The sequence below is a fragment of the Serratia sp. JSRIV006 genome (assembly GCF_019968685.1).
In the GTDB taxonomy this organism is placed as follows: Bacteria; Pseudomonadota; Gammaproteobacteria; order Enterobacterales; family Enterobacteriaceae; genus Chania; species Chania fonticola_B.
Window position 1 is genome coordinate 3,579,057 of the sequence record NZ_CP074137.1, and the last position, 17,197, is coordinate 3,596,253.

Annotated in this window: 16 protein-coding genes and 1 tRNA gene; 4 read left to right on the forward strand and 13 right to left on the reverse strand. The window is 53.9% G+C overall.

The window, feature by feature from the left end; translation table 11 throughout:
• The first annotated feature begins 5 nt into the window (after window positions 1-5).
• Window positions 6-950, forward strand: a complete 945-nt coding sequence (locus KGP16_RS16615) for a p-hydroxyphenylacetate 3-hydroxylase reductase component (RefSeq protein WP_071680978.1) — start codon at window positions 6-8, stop codon at window positions 948-950.
• A gap of 72 nt (window positions 951-1,022) precedes the next feature.
• On the opposite strand, the gene KGP16_RS16620 is transcribed toward KGP16_RS16615, so the two are convergent.
• From KGP16_RS16620 to KGP16_RS16670, 11 genes are all read right to left on the reverse strand, one after another.
• Complete coding sequence (locus tag KGP16_RS16620; protein WP_094982866.1) at window positions 1,023-2,225, reverse strand: Bcr/CflA family multidrug efflux MFS transporter; 1,203 nt, start codon at window positions 2,223-2,225, stop codon at window positions 1,023-1,025.
• A gap of 259 nt (window positions 2,226-2,484) precedes the next feature.
• Complete coding sequence (locus KGP16_RS16625; protein ID WP_218519158.1) at window positions 2,485-3,345, reverse strand: aldo/keto reductase family oxidoreductase; 861 nt, start codon at window positions 3,343-3,345, stop codon at window positions 2,485-2,487.
• A gap of 143 nt (window positions 3,346-3,488) precedes the next feature.
• A complete protein-coding gene (locus KGP16_RS16630; protein WP_021180280.1) occupies window positions 3,489-3,791 on the reverse strand; it encodes a helix-turn-helix domain-containing protein in 303 nt (100 codons plus the stop codon).
• Between the two features lie 4 nt (window positions 3,792-3,795).
• Window positions 3,796-4,149 (reverse strand): type II toxin-antitoxin system RelE/ParE family toxin, encoded by a 354-nt coding sequence (locus KGP16_RS16635; RefSeq protein ID WP_218519157.1) that lies wholly within the window; start codon window positions 4,147-4,149, stop codon window positions 3,796-3,798.
• Window positions 4,150-4,406: 257 nt separating this feature from the next.
• A complete protein-coding gene (locus tag KGP16_RS16640) occupies window positions 4,407-5,594 on the reverse strand; it encodes a sugar transporter (RefSeq protein ID WP_021805810.1) in 1,188 nt (395 codons plus the stop codon).
• A gap of 173 nt (window positions 5,595-5,767) precedes the next feature.
• Window positions 5,768-6,484, reverse strand: coding sequence for an ABC transporter ATP-binding protein (locus KGP16_RS16645; protein ID WP_223500005.1), 717 nt, complete (start codon window positions 6,482-6,484; stop codon window positions 5,768-5,770).
• Complete coding sequence (locus KGP16_RS16650; RefSeq protein ID WP_223500006.1) at window positions 6,481-7,356, reverse strand: ABC transporter ATP-binding protein; 876 nt, start codon at window positions 7,354-7,356, stop codon at window positions 6,481-6,483. The genes KGP16_RS16645 and KGP16_RS16650 overlap by 4 nt, the downstream gene beginning before the upstream one ends.
• Window positions 7,353-8,639: a high-affinity branched-chain amino acid ABC transporter permease LivM gene (gene livM, locus KGP16_RS16655; RefSeq protein WP_223500007.1), complete on the reverse strand. Its 1,287-nt coding sequence runs from the start codon at window positions 8,637-8,639 to the stop codon at window positions 7,353-7,355. Before livM ends, KGP16_RS16650 begins: the two co-directional genes overlap by 4 nt.
• Window positions 8,640-8,647: 8 nt before the next feature.
• Window positions 8,648-9,562, reverse strand: coding sequence for a branched-chain amino acid ABC transporter permease (locus tag KGP16_RS16660; RefSeq protein WP_021180268.1), 915 nt, complete (start codon window positions 9,560-9,562; stop codon window positions 8,648-8,650).
• A gap of 105 nt (window positions 9,563-9,667) precedes the next feature.
• Window positions 9,668-10,786, reverse strand: coding sequence for a branched-chain amino acid ABC transporter substrate-binding protein (locus tag KGP16_RS16665; protein ID WP_021805814.1), 1,119 nt, complete (start codon window positions 10,784-10,786; stop codon window positions 9,668-9,670).
• A gap of 433 nt (window positions 10,787-11,219) precedes the next feature.
• Complete coding sequence (locus KGP16_RS16670) at window positions 11,220-11,636, reverse strand: hypothetical protein (protein ID WP_223500008.1); 417 nt, start codon at window positions 11,634-11,636, stop codon at window positions 11,220-11,222.
• Window positions 11,637-12,241: 605 nt separating this feature from the next.
• On the opposite strand from KGP16_RS16670, the gene KGP16_RS16675 reads away from it, so the two are divergent.
• A tRNA-Asn gene (locus KGP16_RS16675) sits at window positions 12,242-12,317 on the forward strand.
• Window positions 12,318-12,393: 76 nt separating this feature from the next.
• Here KGP16_RS16675 and KGP16_RS16680 read toward each other — a convergent pair.
• Window positions 12,394-13,107 (reverse strand): GntR family transcriptional regulator, encoded by a 714-nt coding sequence (locus KGP16_RS16680; protein WP_223500009.1) that lies wholly within the window; start codon window positions 13,105-13,107, stop codon window positions 12,394-12,396.
• A 295-nt stretch (window positions 13,108-13,402) separates the two neighbouring features.
• Here KGP16_RS16680 and KGP16_RS16685 point away from each other — a divergent pair, with 295 nt between their 5' ends.
• Window positions 13,403-15,019, forward strand: coding sequence for an alpha-glucoside-specific PTS transporter subunit IIBC (locus KGP16_RS16685; RefSeq protein ID WP_094981610.1), 1,617 nt, complete (start codon window positions 13,403-13,405; stop codon window positions 15,017-15,019).
• Window positions 15,016-16,338, forward strand: a complete 1,323-nt coding sequence (locus KGP16_RS16690) for a 6-phospho-alpha-glucosidase (RefSeq protein WP_021805818.1) — start codon at window positions 15,016-15,018, stop codon at window positions 16,336-16,338. The genes KGP16_RS16685 and KGP16_RS16690 overlap by 4 nt, the downstream gene beginning before the upstream one ends.
• A 145-nt stretch (window positions 16,339-16,483) precedes the next feature.
• On the opposite strand, the gene KGP16_RS16695 is transcribed toward KGP16_RS16690, so the two are convergent.
• Complete coding sequence (locus KGP16_RS16695) at window positions 16,484-17,161, reverse strand: SDR family oxidoreductase (RefSeq protein ID WP_094981611.1); 678 nt, start codon at window positions 17,159-17,161, stop codon at window positions 16,484-16,486.
• Window positions 17,162-17,197 lie beyond the last annotated feature (36 nt).

Genomic DNA, 17,197 nt, shown 5'->3' on the forward strand with positions numbered 1-17,197 from the left:
ATTTAATGACACATCACACAGAACCAGCCCTGGATCCCCGCGCATTTCGCCGTGCGCTGGGTAATTTCGCCACTGGCGTGACGGTAGTGACAGCAGCAACCGCAGATGGCACCCGCGTGGGAGTCACGGCCAACAGTTTTAACTCGGTATCACTGGATCCGCCTTTGGTCTTGTGGAGCATTGATAAACGCTCCGGCAGCTACGCGATCTTTGAGCAAGCCAGCCACTTCGCCATTAACGTGCTGGCCGCCGATCAGATGGATATATCCAATCGTTTCGCCCGCCCCAGCGAGGATAAATTTGCCGGGATTGAGGTGGAGGTCGGCGCGGGTGACGTGCCTTTGCTTACCGACTGTGCCGCACGCTTTCAGTGTGAGAAATATCAGCAGGTTGACGGTGGTGACCACTGGATCCTGATTGGCAAAGTGGTGGCGTTTGACGACCTGGGCCGCGCACCACTGGTATATCACCAGGGATCCTATTCCATGGTGCTGCCTTACCCGCAGGTGGCGGAGCGCGTTGCACAGAATGCAGTAGGCAGCGCCAGGCAGGAACGCTTGAATAACAACGTCTTCTACTTGCTCACCCAGGCGCTGCGCAGCTATCAAAGCAGCTACCAGCCCAAGCAGCTCTCCACCGGGTTGCGGGCCAGCGAGGCCAGAATGCTGCTGGTGTTGGACAGCGACGCCTGCCTTGATAAGGCCTGCCTGCTGGCAGAAATGGCGATGCCAACCAGAGAGATCGAAGAGGCGCAGGAGGCGTTGTACCGTAAAGGCCTGGTGTCCAGCACCGAGAATGGCCATCACTTGACCGAGGCAGGCGAACGCCAGGCCAGCGTGCTGAGAGATATTGCCGCCAAACAGCAAGAACAGGTCCTGTCCGCCTTCTCGGCTGACGAAGTGGGCATTTTGAAGAAGCTGTTGCGCGGTATTATTGCCAATAGTCAGTGATTTAAATCGGTAAACCTCATGCGCATTGTCAGCAACGGCAATGCGCATGAAAACCTCACCACCGCATCCTACCTATTCATGCAGCCGTGAACCTATTCGCGCCACAGATACCCTCTGCCCTACCCAACCTAGCGCCGCACAGACGGCCATCACCAACGTCATGGCAAACGGCGTGTCATCCTGCAACCAGGAAACGGCCAGGCTTGCCAACGCCCCCATACCAAACTGCAACGAGATCGCCAGGGCACTGGCACTCCCAGCCTGTTGGCCACGCTGTTGCAACAATAGCGACAGGCTGTTGGTGCCGATAGCATTCACCAGCGACATAAACAACACCAGCAGAATCACCAGGATGGACAGGCTCTGCTGGTGGAACACCAGTAGCAACAACCCAAACACCACCTGGGCACTGCTTTGTATCATCAACAGGCGCGGCAGGCTGTAGACCTTCAGCATCCGCACGTTCAGCAGCAGTACGGCGATCATGCCAATGACGTTGCAGCCAAACAGCAGCCCGTAATACTCAGCGGGCACCTGAAAGTAGCTGATGTAGACAAAGGGAGAACCGCTGATAAAGGCAAACATGCCCGCGAAGGAAAACGCCAGGGTAGCAATAATGCCCATCGCTTCCCTGTCCCGAGCCAACAGGCAATAGTTATGAAACGCTTTCAGGATGCTGCCTGACTGCCCTGGCGGGGTCTTTAACGTCTCCGGCAGTATCAAGAATACCAATAACCCACTGATACAACCCACCACCGCCAACAGCATGAAGATGGCTTGCCAGTCGAAGATAGTCAGCAAAGCACCGCCTAACAACGGGGCCAGCAGCGGTGCAATCATGGTAACCAGCGTCATCAGCGATAACACTCGGGGCAGCTCATCCGAGGCATAAACATCCCTGGCAATGGCGCGCGCCATCACTACAGCGGCCCCGCTACCAAATGCCTGTAACGCCCGCAGTACCACCAGTTGCTCAACCTGAGTGACCTGCGTACAGAGCACGCTGGCAATCACAAACAGCAGCATGCCGCTCAGCAACAGCTTTCGCCTGCCTAGCCGATCGCTAAGTGGCCCGTACAGCAACATGCCGATGCAAAAACCGGCAAAGAATGCCCCCAATGAATGCTGCATCTGCCCCTGTGTGGCATGCAGTTGTTGCCCCATCGCAGGTAACGCAGGTAGATACATATCAATCGACAGTGGGCCAAAAGCCACCAGCGATCCCAGTAGCGGGATCAACCAACGTGGCGGCCGGTTAGTAAAGGCAGGTGGCATAGCGGCTCCTTTATCATCAATAACGCCTCAGCGGTTGTGGGCGTGAGTCTTGGTGATTATTCGTTAACATATTAACAATCATCTTATAAAATGGACACATTTAAGACAACATTTGTCTCTTTCCTGACGAGAAGGGATTTTATTAATACATTAAAGAAAACAGGGCTGGCGTTGAAACGCAGAGGGCTGAGAATGCTGGGAGGATGTATTTTTAGCGGGAACCCAGGGCTCCCGCAGAGGTTACAGTTGCCGCGTTGCCTTAGATCGCATTCAACTTCGCAACAGCATCGCTCGGCAGTTTGAGTTGGGCTGCGGCAAGGTTCTCTTTCAGATGTGCCAAGGAGGATGTCCCTGGGATCAGAAGAATGTTGGGTGAACGCTGCAGCAACCAGGCTAGTGCCACTTGCATAGGCGAGGCTCCCACCTGCTGCGCAACTTCCGACAACGTCGTTGACTGCAACGGCGTGAATCCACCCAGCGGGAAGAACGGCACATAGGCAATGCCCTTGCCAGCCAGTTCGTCGATCAGTGCGTCGTCATCCCGATGTACCAGGTTGTAATTATTCTGTACGCAGACAATCTCACAAATCTTCTGCCCTTGCGCAACCTGAGCCGAGGTGACATTGCTCAGCCCGATATGGCGGACCAGCCCCTGCTGCTGTAGCTCGGCTAACACGGAGAGTGGCTCTTCAAGCGACCCCTCTGCCGGACCATGTGCATCAAACATGCAGCGCAGATTGACCACATCAAGCACATCCAACCCCAGATTACGCAGGTTGTCATGCACGGCCTGGGTCAACTCCGCCGGAGAAAATGCAGGCAACCATGCGCCTTGCTCATCCCTGCGCGCGCCGATCTTGGTGACAATGACCAGATCGTCGGCATAAGGATGCAGTGCCTGGCGAATAATTTGATTGGTGTAATGCGGGCCATAAAAATCGCTGGTATCGATATGGTTGACCCCGTTGGCAACCACTTCACGCAGAACTGCGATGGCCGTTTCAGGATCCTTCGGTGGGCCAAAAACACCTGGACCGGCGAGCTGCATGGCGCCATAGCCGAGCCGCTTGACGGTATGCGTGCCGAGCGCAAAGGTACCTGACAGATGAGTGCTGGACATAATCAAACTCCTAATAAGATGGCGCAAAGTTCAGACGCTGCTATTACCGACGATAGGCAAACAATATATACCCGTCGCCTGGCAAGCTACAGCGTTCAAACCGATGCACAACTGATTTAGGGTTGAATCATCGAGCCAGTTGATTAAATAACAAACCCATAGTGCGAACCATCTGGCAGCTCTATATCCAGACGCAGCTTGCCCCCCGCGGCCTCGATATAGCGTTTGAGCGAGGAGAGCTTCAGATCGCGGCCTGGTTTTTCCATGCCCGCCACGGTGGGTTGTTTGATGCCAAGTGCCTGCGCCATTTCAACCTGGGTTTTCTGCACCCGCTCACGTAGCTCGGCCAGGTGAATATTGAGCAGCGTATCCGCCGCAATGCGCTCAGCGCTGGCCACTACCTCGGGTTTTTCTTCCGCCAGGATTTGTTCCAGTGTTCTGCCCATTGGCCTACTCCTTGTTCTCTGCTGTATTCAGAAATTGGGTAAATTCCCGATCGGCAATCGGGATCATCACCTCATAAAAACGCTTCTCATTACCAGCCTTGTTACCAGCACAAAGCAAAATACCGCGACGGCGTGGATCAAAGGCAAAGAAGGCCCTTATCGGTATGCCTCGGCTTTGCACACGTAGTTCCTTCATGTTGCTGTAGCGCGATCCCTTTACCGTGTCGGCATAGGGTCTGGGCAACTGAGGACCTTTTTCACGTAGTACAATGAGTGACGCCAGCACAGAAGCTCTATCAGTATCCTCCAACCGGCTGAACCACTCGTCAAACGTATCCGTTGTTTTAATCTCCCACACAGGTGCTCCTTAGCAATATAGGTCAAAGACTATATAGGTGTAAACCTATTAATTGCATTATGTCGGAGCTTGGGGCGAGAGACATCGGCCACAATGATGAAGCTGGGGGCCGATCCCAGCATTTCGATGATGGTGAAACATGAGCGTTGATATTTTGCGTATCTGCTAGCAAAACATGGCGGCAAGATGGGAGGTAAAGAGAGGATAGGTCTTAGGGGGCCCTTGATTACCGGGCCCGGCAATCAAGGGAGCGTTGATTAAGCCCGATGGTGCTGCAAGCGTTCGTTACGATAGAAACTCAAGATACACCAGCCGAGGGCGATCAGGGCCAACGGCGCTCCGACGAAGCCAATGTTTGGCATTCCCAGATGCAGGCTGACCTGGTTGCCCAGCAACGCCCCGCCGCCGATCCCAAAGTTATACAAGCCGGAGAAGATCGCCATCGAGACATCGGTCGCATCCGGTGCCAGACTGAGCACCTTCGCCTGCATCGAAAGACCAATCGCCATGATGGCCATGCCCCAGACCACACACAGTAACGTCAAAGTCGTTTCATTACCGGAGGCGGGCAACAGCAATAACAGGCTGAGGGCCAGCAGACCAATTGCACCCATAAAGAAACCCGACGGGAAACGTTCGCTGTAGCGGCTGAATAGCAGGCTGCCGACAATGCCCGCAGCACCAAACAGTAACAGCATCAAGGTGGTAAAGTTGGCGGATAACCCGGCCACGGTCTGGATAAAGGGCTCGATGTAGCTGTAGGCAGTAAAGTGCGCCGTCACCACAATGATGGTCAACATATACAGGCTGACCAGCTCCGGGCGTTTGAACAACAGGGGAACGCTGGCCAGTGAACCGGAATGCTCGCTTTTCAGCACCGGCAGCAAGCGCCACAGCATCACCAACGCCAGGGTGGCGCACACGGCAATGCCAATAAACGTCATACGCCAACCGAGTAGCTGCCCCACCACTCGCCCTAACGGTAAACCCAACACCATCGCCAGCGCGGTTCCCCCCGCCAGCATACTCAACGCCTGTGCCTTTTTGCCTGCGGGTGCAACACGAATGGCCAATGACGCGGTGATCGACCAGAACACCGAGTGCGCCAGCGCCACACCGGCACGCGAGATCACCAAGGTGGTAAAGTTCCAGGCCACCGCGGTGAGCACATGGCTGGCAATAAACAGGATAAATACCCCGATCAGCAGCTTACGCCGCTCAATCTTGCTGGTCAGCAACATACAGACCAGCGACATCGTGGCAACGATCCAGGCATAAATCGTGATGATCAGCCCCACCTGCTCGGTTTGCATCCCAAAGCTTTGGGCAATATCACTCAATAACCCGACTGGGATAAATTCGGTGGTATTAAAGATAAATGCCGAAATGGCCAAGACGACCACGCGCATCCAGGCGGTCGAGCGGGAAGTGCTGATTTCATCCATTGTAAGGTGTTCCGGAACAGGGGCTGGCAGTGGCGCCATTTTAACTAACCCGTAACCAGAATGCGACCTAGATCACGTTTTTGTGGTGCTGTTTTTTTCAACAGTAGGAGCGCCATATTTGACGCGCCTAGGATCGAGGATGTTCAATGCGCCCCTCATCGGGGCGGTTACCTTTATGCGCCTCCCAGATAAGCCTTTCTCACCTCCTGATTGCTCAGCAGTTCGGCACCGCTGCCGCTCAGGCGGATTTGCCCATTGACCATGACATAGCCCCGATCGGACAGCTTCAGCGCATGATTGGCGTTTTGCTCCACCAGGAAAATTGTCATGCCACCGTTGGCCAGTTCGCGCAGAATGCTGAAGATCTGTTTGACGATGATCGGTGCCAGCCCCAGGCTAGGCTCATCCAGCAACAGCAACTTTGGCCGGCTCATCAGCGCACGGGCTATCGCCAACATTTGCTGCTCACCGCCGGACATGGTCATCGCCCGCTGGTTACGCCGCTCTTTCAGGCGGGGAAACAGCTCATACATTCGCTGCATATCTTCAACAGCATAGCGGTTCCCGAGGGTGATGGTGCCCATCAGCAGATTTTCCTCTACGCTCATGTCGGGGAAAATCCGCCGCCCTTCTGGGGCCTGCGCGATGCCGCTACTGGCCACAAAATGCGTCGACCGCTGGCTGATATCTGTCCCCTGAAACAGGATCTGCCCACCGCTGATGCGGGGTTGGCCAAAGATTGACATCAGCAAGGTGGATTTCCCCGCCCCGTTGGCCCCGATCAACGCTACGGTTTCCCCTTGCCTGACCTGCAATGACACCTGTTGCAGCGCCTGGATCGGGCCGTAATGGACATCTACCTCGCGAAATTCCAGCATCACCTCGCTCATCCTGTCAGCTCCTCTTCGTCTGCGCCCAGATAGGCGGCGATCACGCTGTCATTGTGTTGGATCTCCTGCGGTGTTCCCTCGGCGATCACATTGCCGTGATCCAGCACGATCACCCGGTCGGAAATCTCCATCACCATGCCCATATCATGTTCGATCAGCAGCACCGTAATATCATGATACTGGCGCAGAAAGCGGATGATCCGACTGAGGGTGGCGGTTTCCACCGGGTTTAACCCGGCGGCGGGTTCGTCCAGACAGATCATTTCCGGGGTGGTGCACATCGCGCGGGCGATCTCCAGCCGCCGCTGCTGGCCGTAGGACATCTCCCCCGCCAGCCGGTTGGCACAGTCCACCAACTCGACCACCTCCAGCCAGTAAAATGCGCGGTCCAGTGCTTCATTTTCTGCCCGGCGATAGGCAGGCGTATTGAACACGCCAGCAATCAGGTTACGGTTACTCAAACGGTGTTGCGCCACCAACAGGTTCTCCACCACCGACATCTCACGGAACAGGCGGATATTCTGGAAGGTGCGGGCCAATCCGGCACGGTTCACCAGATGTGTGCCACCAAACATTTTGTAGTACAGGCGCGACCCCAGCTGCGCGGGGTTAATCCAATCCCCTGCACGGAATTTCTGCCCGAGGATACGGATCACATCGATGGGCCGTTTGTGAGTATTGAGCAGGATCGCTCCGCCGCTGGCACGGTAAAAACCCGTCAGGCAGTTAAACACTGTAGTTTTCCCCGCGCCGTTCGGGCCGATCAACGCGGTGATCGACCCACGCTCTACTTCCAGGTTCACATCGTTCAGCGCTTTGATGCCGCCGAAGTGCATCATCAAATGTTCAACGCGCAAAATGGCATCGCTCATGGTGCTACCCCCTTGCGTGGCGTAAAGCTGCTACGACTGATACGCACCAGGCCGCGTGGCCGCCAGATCATCATCAACACCATCAGTACGCCAAACAGCAACACTCGATATTCGGCAAAGCTGCGCAGCAGTTCCGGGGCCACCGTCAGCACAAAGGCAGCCAGCACGACGCCGAAAGTCGATCCCATTCCCCCCAGCACCACGATCGCCAGGATCAGCGCCGATTCAAAGAAGGTAAACGACGTTGGATTGACGAACCCTTGATAGGTAGCAAAGAACACCCCGGCGATACCCGCGGTGGAAGCTCCCATCATAAACGCCGAGAGTTTGACCAGCACATGATTAAGCCCGAGCGAACGGCAAGCAATTTCATCCTCCCGTAACGCTTCCCACGCCCGCCCTATCGGCATCCTCGTCAGCCGATGTTTGACGAACAACACCAGCAACACCACCAGACACAATACGGCGTAGATAAAGATAAACTTCAGGTTGGGGTTGTAGGTAATACCAAGAAACTCGTGGATCGGTACTCCCCCTTCCTTGGCCCGACGGCCAAATTCCAGGCCGAACAGGGTCGGAGCAGGAACCGAAACGCCGTTTGGCCCGCCGGTCAACGACACCCAGTTATTCAGCACCAGGCGGATGATCTCACCAAAGCCTAGCGTCACAATCGCCAGATAGTCACCGTGCATACGCAGCACTGGGAATCCCAGCAAGGCCCCGGCCAGCGCCGCCATCAACGCCCCCAGCGGCAACATCGCCCAAAAGCCCAGACCAAGATACTGATAGCCCAGTGCCAGGCCGTAGGCACCAATGGCATAAAACGCCACGTAACCCAGATCGAGCAGCCCGGCCAGCCCCACCACAATGTTCAATCCTAGCCCTAACAACACATAAATCAGGCCGAGGATCGCCACGGTCAGCAGGTATTTGGTCGCCATAAACGGGAACAGCAATGCCAACACCACCAGTAACGGCAGGATCCAACGCAGGCTCGTTCTGGCTCCGACTGGCCGAACATAAACACCGTCATTGCCCCCTTCAAAACGCGCCGACACCCTGCGCCCCAACGGCGTTTGCAAAAACAGGCTGAGTAACAGCCGCCCCGCCATCACTACCGAGATAATCACCACCAGGCGGTGTGGCTCAAAGTTGAAACTGTAGCCGTCCAGCACAATGCCGACGATCGGGCCAAACACAATCAGCGCGATCAGGCCCGCGAGAACGGCATCCAACAGGCTGCGTTTAATACTCAGCCCTTGATGAACTGTGGATTGAGACATAGTTTCCCTCACACCTTAGCGACCATTGGCCGCCCCAGCAGGCCCTGAGGGCGGAAAATCAGGATCACCACCAGCAGACCGAATGAAAACACATCCTTGTAATCCGAGTTCACCATGCCGGCGAACTGGGCCTCTGCCACCCCAAGCAGCAAGCCTCCGAGCATCGCGCCGGGCAATGAGCCAATGCCCCCCAGCACCGCTGCGGTGAAGGCTTTGACGCCGATAATAAAGCCCACGTAAAAATCGAAGGTGCCGTAGTTCATGGTGACCAGCACCCCGGCCAGCCCGGCCATCGCCGCGCCAATCACGAACACCAGCGAGATCACCCGATCGGTATTGATGCCGAGTATCGATGCCATCTTGCGATCCTGTTGGGTAGCCCGGCAGATACGCCCCAGGCGCGTGCGTTGGATCACGTAGGTAAGCACCGCCATACCCAATAGTGCAGCGACCAGAATAAATACCTTGGTATAGGTAATCTGGATCACTCCGCCATCAAAATTGAGCCGAAAAACGCCGTCCAGCAGCGTGGGGATCCCCTGCTGGCGCGGCCCCTGACTAATTTGCGCGTAGTTCTGCAAAATCAGCGACATACCAATGGCAGAAATCAGCGGAGCCAGACGCGTGGAGTTACGCAGCGGTTTATAAGCAATACGCTCAATCACCCAGCCATAAACGCCGGTAACCACGATGGTGAAAACCAGGGTGCCCAGGATCAACAGCGGGAAAGAGTGCAGACCAAAGAAAGAGAGCAGCGCCAAGCCAATCGCACACAGATAGGCAGAAATCATATACACCTCGCCGTGGGCGAAGTTGATCATGCCAATAATGCCGTACACCATGGTGTAGCCGATGGCGATCAAGCCATACACTGCGCCAAGGGTCAGGCCGTTAATCAGCTGTTGCAGGAAGAATACGTCCATAATAAGCAATCTCACCTGATGGGCGGGCCGCAAGTTCAGCACCACGCGGCCCAAAGGAGGTTAAGGAACGGATCCGCCGCAGGCTCGGATCCGTTGATCTTTACATCAGAGCTGGTGATATTTGCCTTTGTCATCCCATTGGTAGACCACGTAGTCTGATACCTTCAGGTCACCTTTTTTATCCCAGGCTTTTTTCCCCATCACGGTATCCACATCGTGAGATTTCAACCACTCGCTGGCCTTGGCACTGTCTTTACCGCCGGTGGCATTGAACGCTGCAGCGATGGCCTGAATCGATGCGTAGGAGTACAGCGTGTACCCTTCTGGCTCAAATCCACTCTCGCGGAACTTGGCGATCACAGCTTTCCCTTCTGGGATCTGACGGGGATCGTTACCGAAGGTCATCAGCACGCCAGTGGTGTACTGTGGCCCGCCGGCCGCCGTCACCAGTTCCTCGGTAACAATACAGTCGCCGGAGAAGAATTTGGCTTTCACCCCTTGCTCACGCATCTGACGCACCAGCGGACCTGCTTCTGGGTGGCAGCCGCCGAAGTACACCACGTCTGGATCCACCGAGGCGATTTTGGTCACCAGGGCGTTAAAGTCTTTCTCACCGCGCGACAGCCCTTCATACATCACTTCCTTCACGCCACGTTTGTTCATTTCTGCCTTGGCGGCATCTGCCAACCCCTGGCCATAGGTGTCCTTATCATGGATGACGGCAATCTTCTTCGCCTTCAGGGTATCCAGCATGTAATTGGTGGCGATAACCCCTTGCTGATCGTCGCGGCCACACATGCGGAACATGTTATTCATGCCACGTTCGGTGATTTGCGGGTTAGTGGAACCGGGTGTGATAGCAATGATCCCAGCCTCGTCATAGACCTCCGAAGCGGGCATGGTGGAAGACGAGCAGAAGTGCCCAACTACCGCAGCGACGTGATCCTGATCGACCAACCGGTTAGCTACCGAGACTGCCTGCTTAGGTTCACAAGCATCATCGCCTTGCACCAGCTTGATTTTTTCCCCTTTAATTCCCCCGGCCGCATTGATGTCTGCGGCAGCCTGCGAGGCCCCACGCCAGTATTGATCCCCATAGGTGGCATTTGGGCCGGAGAATGGCCCGGCAACGCCAATCACGATATCGGCATGTGCAGAAAAAGCCGTACTAAAACAACCAATAAGCAGAGCAGCAAGCGGGGTTTTTAGCAATCTCAATGACATTTTGCATTCCTCAGCACTGTTTTAGCGAAAGACCGTAGACCCGGCAGATTGCAGATTGCGGCCAATAACGGCGGCAGTTGCAGGACGACGGGTAAATGACGTGGAGCAGTCACTTTATGTGTAGTCGGGGAAAATAATTTGCGCGAGAGCGCAACCGATTTACCCGCGTTTATCCAAGCAAAAATCTAGCCATTGTGACGGCGCATACAAAAATAGAGCCGATTTGCTGGCGCTCTCAGCCGTAAAAATGAGGAGGCTCACTGGTTTTAGCGGGCAACGAGCGATAGAAAAGAACGCGGAGAATTTGCTGGCGCACCTTGCTGGTGCAACTGGAATGCATTTTGGATGAGCAGAAAACAAAAACGCTCCCTAAGAGAGCGTTTCTGGTACAACACCATGTATTCCCGGAACATCTGAATACGGGGTATGCGCGTTAGGCGCCAGTCACACGCTCGATCAAGGCATTGGTCAGGTCGGTGCTGATACGGTTACAGGTTTTGGCAATGCGGAACTGATAGGCAGCATCCATGATTTGATGGATTTCGGTGCTGACGTTGTCACGAATGCGCATGTAAAGCTTGGCCTGCGCCACGATATCGTTCAATTCCACGCTGCGGGTTTGATACAACCGCGGGCTAACCTGTTGCAGAGCATTCAGCTCTTTCATGCAGGGATAAATGATCTCATCGGTACCCACAGAAGCCATCGGCTGAGCTGGCTGCGTAACGGTAGCACTCGGCGTGACTGGGGCTGGCGCTGGAACACCGGCAGCGGTTGCAGGTTTGTTTTTCGCAGTCTGACACCCTGCCAGCAACACACACAATGCAGCTATGGCGATTGTTTTTTTCATTACTAAAAAACTCCGGGAAACAAAGGAACGGCGTGGTTTACCGCTATAAAAATGGCTTGGCGTAGCATAGAGTAATAAAGCAAGCATTGACAAGATCTGCGAGGGCCTCATTACTGCTATCAGCATAGAATGCCCGCCAGAGTAACATAGAAAAATCTTAAAAAAAATCACTTATCGCCAATTAGAACGACTTACCATTTTGATTTAAATCAACTTTTCTGGAAAAACCAAGCATCTGGCAGATGAAAAATAAAAAAACAATCTCGATCACAGTTTGGTAAAAGATAAGCAGATATTTTGGGTTTTCGCTAATGGCCCATTCAGATGGCATCAAGACCCTTCCTGATTAATTTATATTCGGTGAGTAGTGTTTTTGTGGGATCGCTTTATGACGGTGCTACTTAGCATTCTGTCATGGTCGTTAAGCTGCATGTTGAACGCGCTGATCTTTTCCTCATGGTTCCGCATTTTACGCATTGTTAACCAAAGCAAAGTGCCGAAAAACGAGCCAATATGCTCAATCTGGCAGCAAACGCACTTTTCCCTCACTTTAGTGCTTTGACAAACCCAATACGCCTCGCTATTATTCGCCTCGTTCACACGATTCCTCTGTAGTTCAGTCGGTAGAACGGCGGACTGTTAATCCGTATGTCACTGGTTCGAGTCCAGTCAGAGGAGCCATATTTAGAGAAGCCCGCTTAGGAAACTAAGCGGGCTTTTTGCTTTTCAACGGTGTCTCAGCAGTTCGCCCTATTCCCTATACTTTCACATGCTCCCGCCGTAAATGGTAATCCACCTGATACTCGCTGGCATTTCTGAACATCACCGAGTAATTCACGAAATCGCCGCTGTCGCTGTATGACAGCGAGGTGATGCGCAAAATAGGTGTCTGCTCATCGACATTCAGCAGCTTCGCCATCTTTTTATCGGCCAGCACAGGCGTGAGGCTCTCATAATTGCCGCGCACGATGATGTGGCATTCATCTTCGATATAGCTGAATTTTGACCCCTCCAGGTGGGCAACGGACAAATTGCGATAGAGCTTCGCTGGCATATAGCTGTCTTCTACCATCAGTGGCTTGCCGTCGACCGAACGAACCCGGCGCGAGTAGTAGATCCGTTCATCAATCTTGATGCGCAGCTGGCTGGCGATAGCGGGTGGCGCGGGCATAATAGTAAACTCCAGCACGTCGCTTACCACCTCCTTACCCTGATTGCGCATTACCTCGATAAATCCGGTCAGGTTGGTGGTTTCATGATGCACATCTTTCTTCGCGACATACGTGCCGCTACCGTGGCGGCGCTCCACCAATCCCCACCCCACTAGCAAATCTATCGCTTTGCGAATAGTCATGCGGGAGACGCCAAACTCTTCTGCCAGGCGAACCTCCGCAGGCAATGTGCTGCCAATATGATAATCGGCGGAATTGAGCCGAATGCGTAGTCTGTCGGCTATGGATTTGTAGATCACTGATAGACCTCTCTGGAGTTCCGCGCTGCGCTTAAATAATCCACACCCTATAAATTAATAGGCTGTTTTTATTGAAGTTGCAAACAACCTCATCAAGTGAAAATTCCAAGCGAAATCGTCGTGTACAGTTTTATGACGAAAAGTAGACAACTTGGTGCAAACAAAAACCATGAATGCGATCACGAATCGGTGCGACGGACAAAGATAACCCCTCACGTACTCCCTACTCTGCTTCTCAGACCCGCGTTAAAGAATAAGGTCACTTCCCCTACAGGTTGTTACATGAGGATTTAACATGCTCAGTCAAATACAACGTTTTGGTGGCGCAATGTTTACCCCGGTCCTGCTATTCCCGTTTGCCGGGATTGTGGTCGGTATCGCCATTATGCTGCGTAACCCGATGTTCGTCGGCGAAGCGCTCACTGCACCCGATAACTTATTTGCGCAAATCGTCCATATTATTGAAGAAGGCGGCTGGACGGTATTTCGTAATATGCCACTGATTTTCGCCGTGGGTTTACCTATTGGCCTGGCAAAACAGGCTCAGGGCCGCGCCTGTCTGGCTGTGCTAGTCAGTTTCATGACCTGGAACTACTTCATTAACGCAATGGGAATGACCTGGGGCCAGTACTTTGGCGTTGATTTTAACGTCGACCCGGTGGCGGGAACCGGGCTCACGATGATTGCCGGCATCAAAACGCTCGATACCAGTATTATCGGTGCGATTGTGATTTCCGGATTGGTCACCGCTATCCATAACCGCTATTTCGATAAACAACTTCCCGTTTTCCTCGGTATTTTCCAAGGCAGCTCATTCGTGGTCATTGTTGCCTTCTTCGTCATGATCCCTTGCGCGTGGCTAACCCTGTTCGGCTGGCCAAAAGTACAGATGGGGATTGAATCACTGCAGGAATTCCTGCGCAGCGCTGGCTCACTCGGCGTATGGGTTTACACCTTCCTTGAGCGCATCCTGATCCCAACGGGGTTACATCACTTCATCTATGGCCCATTTGTCTATGGTCCGGCAGTCGTGGAAGGAGGCATTCAGGTTTACTGGGCGCAGCATTTGCAGGAGTTCAGTCAAAGCACGCTGCCGCTGAAAACGCTGTTCCCAGAAGGTGGCTTTGCGCTGCACGGTAACTCGAAGGTGTTTGGCTGTCTGGGGATTGCGCTGGCTCTCTACGCCACCACGGCACCTGAAAATCGAGTGAAGGTGGCAGGCCTGCTGATCCCCGCCACGTTAACGGCGATGCTGGTCGGCATTACCGAACCACTGGAATTTACCTTCCTGTTTATCTCGCCGGTACTGTTTGTCGTTCACGCATTTCTGGCCGCTACCATGGCGACGGTCATGTATATGTGCGGCGTGGTGGGCAACATGGGCGGCGGTCTGCTTGACCAGTTCCTGCCGCAAAACTGGATCCCGATGTTCCACAACCATGCGTCAATGATGTTCATCCAGATTGGCATCGGCCTCGTCTTCACTGGCCTCTACTTCGTGGTGTTCCGCTTGCTGATCCTGCGCTTCAACCTGAAAACGCCGGGCCGGGAAGAGGCCGAAATCAAGCTCTACAGCAAGGCGGATTATCAAGCATCCCGCCAGCAAACTACGGCAGCGAAAGAAACCAAACAAGGCCAGGCTGTCGGTTTTCTCGAAGCTCTTGGCGGAGCAAGCAACATCCTGAGCGTTAACAACTGTGCGACCCGCCTGCGTATTACCCTGGTGGATATGTCGCTGACGCAAAGCGACGACATTTTTAAAGCGCTGGGCGCCCACGGTGTGGTGCGACGCGGCAACGCTATACAGGTGATTGTGGGGCTGAACGTCCCGCAGGTCCGTGACAAGATCGAAAACCTGATGAAAGACGCTTCTTCGAGCGAACTTAAATCCATGACGGAGGCAGTATCATGAATAAATTCTCTGTAGTTGTAGCTGGCGGTGGTAGCACCTTCACTCCAGGTATCGTACTGATGTTACTGGCAAACCAGCACCGTTTCCCGCTGCGCGCCTTGAAATTCTATGATAACGATGGTGCGCGCCAGGAAACCATTGCCGAGGCGTGCAAAATCATCCTGAAAGAACAGGCACCAGACATTGAATTCAGCTACACCACGGACCCCAAAGAGGCATTTACCGATGTGGATTTCGTGATGGCACACATCCGCGTGGGCAAATACCCGATGCGTGAAAAAGACGAAAAAATCCCTCTGCGCCACGGCGTGCTTGGCCAGGAAACCTGCGGTCCAGGTGGAATTGCTTACGGCATGCGCTCCATCGGTGGCGTGCTGGAAATTGCCGACTACATGGAACAATACTCGCCAAACGCCTGGATGCTGAACTATTCCAACCCGGCGGCGATTGTGGCAGAAGCAACCCGTCGTCTGCGCCCTACGGCGAAAATCCTCAATATCTGCGATATGCCCATCGGCATTGAAAGCCGTATGGCGCAAATTGCTGGCCTGAAAGACCGCAAAGAGATGCGCGTGCGTTACTACGGGCTGAACCACTTCGGCTGGTGGACGTCTATTGAGGATCTACAGGGCAACGACTTGATGCCTAAAATCCGTGAATACGTGGCTAAATTTGGCTACGTTCCGCCATCAGATGAACATGGTACGGAGGCTAGCTGGAATGACACCTTCGCCAAAGCGAAAGATGTCTGGGCGTTGGATCCAGAAACCTTCCCCAATACTTACCTGAAATACTATCTGTTCCCAGACTACGTAGTAGAGCATTCCAACCCAGAGCGTACCCGCGCTAACGAGGTCATGGATCACCGCGAGAAGCACGTTTTCGGCTCCTGCAATGCCATTATCCAGGCGGGTAAATCCTCGGCAGGCGAGTTGGAAATCGATGAGCATGCCTCCTACATCGTCGATCTGGCAACCGCCATCGCCTTCAACACCCAGGAGCGCATGCTGTTGATTGTGCCAAACAACGGCGCTATCAATAACTTCGATCCGGAAGCCATGGTCGAGATCCCCTGTTTGGTTGGCAAAAGTGGCCCGCAACCGCTGGTGGTTGGCAATATCCCGCAATTCCAGAAAGGGCTGATGAGCCAGCAAGTGGCGGTAGAAAAACTGGTGGTCGATGCCTGGGAACAGCGTTCTTATCAGAAACTGTGGCAAGCCATTACGCTATCCAAAACCGTGCCGAGCGCATCGGTTGCCAAAGCAATACTTGATGACTTGATTGAGGCGAACAAGGACTACTGGCCTGAGTTGAAGTAAGTAAGGATAGCGTTGCCAACGAGAACCACTTTCCCCTCCCCAAAGGGGGGATAGTTGGATTTCATTGCTCATGGTGATGTATTAAGTCATAGAAGCCCGGATGGTCCGGGCTTCCCATAAAGCAAAATCTGCAGCACAAAGCGTTTTACCAACGTAACACGTTGCCTGCATAGTCAATAAAGTGGTGCCCTCCTTTGCCGCGCCAGGCCAGAACCTGGCTCACAATCCCAGAGCAGCTTTGTTCGACAGTCAGCGTGGCATTGGTTCCGCCCATATCCGTTTGTACCCAGCCCGGATGCACCGACAGCAAAGTCACCTCCCGCTGTGCGGCCGTATCACGCAATCCGCGCGTTAACATATTCAGAGCAGCCTTGCTGGCGGCGTACAGCGGATAGGTTGCCGCTTCGTTCTCATTTAAACTGCCCAACTCCGATGTCATCAACGCCATCACGCCGGTTTGCGCTTTCACCAGCGGTATTAACGCTGCCGCACAGCGAACCGGGGAAAAGGTATTGGTCATAAACAGTTCAACGATCTCATCATTATTCGCCTGGGTAACGTCCTGATGGACTGGCCCGTAAACACCTGCGTTGATAAAGATAAGATCGAATTGTTGTGACAACAGCCGTTCTTTCAGGGCAATCCTTTCATCATGATGATTGATATCTAATTTCAGCCATTGCGTGTCAGCCGGGCTATCAGCAGGCACCGCGCCGCGACAGGTTGCAACTACCTGCCAGCCCTGCATGGATAGCTGCCTGACAATGCCTAAACCTATTCCGCGTGATGCACCGATGATCAGTGCCGAGAATGGAGATGTCATGATTTTCTTCCTAATGCTGATAACGGTAGGTTTTCC

Bases quoted from the DNA above. Each gene is read 5' to 3' on its own strand.
- KGP16_RS16615 (WP_071680978.1), top strand. From the start codon at position 6: ATGACACATCACACAGAACCAGCCCTGGATCCCCGCGCATTTCGCCGT.
- KGP16_RS16620 (WP_094982866.1), bottom strand. From the start codon at position 2,225: ATGCCACCTGCCTTTACTAACCGGCCGCCACGTTGGTTGATCCCGCTA.
- KGP16_RS16625 (WP_218519158.1), bottom strand. From the start codon at position 3,345: ATGTCCAGCACTCATCTGTCAGGTACCTTTGCGCTCGGCACGCATACC.
- KGP16_RS16630 (WP_021180280.1), bottom strand. From the start codon at position 3,791: ATGGGCAGAACACTGGAACAAATCCTGGCGGAAGAAAAACCCGAGGTA.
- KGP16_RS16640 (WP_021805810.1), bottom strand. From the start codon at position 5,594: ATGGATGAAATCAGCACTTCCCGCTCGACCGCCTGGATGCGCGTGGTC.
- KGP16_RS16645 (WP_223500005.1), bottom strand. From the start codon at position 6,484: ATGAGCGAGGTGATGCTGGAATTTCGCGAGGTAGATGTCCATTACGGC.
- KGP16_RS16650 (WP_223500006.1), bottom strand. From the start codon at position 7,356: ATGAGCGATGCCATTTTGCGCGTTGAACATTTGATGATGCACTTCGGC.
- livM (WP_223500007.1), bottom strand. From the start codon at position 8,639: ATGTCTCAATCCACAGTTCATCAAGGGCTGAGTATTAAACGCAGCCTG.
- KGP16_RS16660 (WP_021180268.1), bottom strand. From the start codon at position 9,562: ATGGACGTATTCTTCCTGCAACAGCTGATTAACGGCCTGACCCTTGGC.
- KGP16_RS16665 (WP_021805814.1), bottom strand. From the start codon at position 10,786: ATGTCATTGAGATTGCTAAAAACCCCGCTTGCTGCTCTGCTTATTGGT.
- KGP16_RS16670 (WP_223500008.1), bottom strand. From the start codon at position 11,636: ATGAAAAAAACAATCGCCATAGCTGCATTGTGTGTGTTGCTGGCAGGG.
- KGP16_RS16685 (WP_094981610.1), top strand. From the start codon at position 13,403: ATGCTCAGTCAAATACAACGTTTTGGTGGCGCAATGTTTACCCCGGTC.
- KGP16_RS16690 (WP_021805818.1), top strand. From the start codon at position 15,016: ATGAATAAATTCTCTGTAGTTGTAGCTGGCGGTGGTAGCACCTTCACT.
- KGP16_RS16695 (WP_094981611.1), bottom strand. From the start codon at position 17,161: ATGACATCTCCATTCTCGGCACTGATCATCGGTGCATCACGCGGAATA.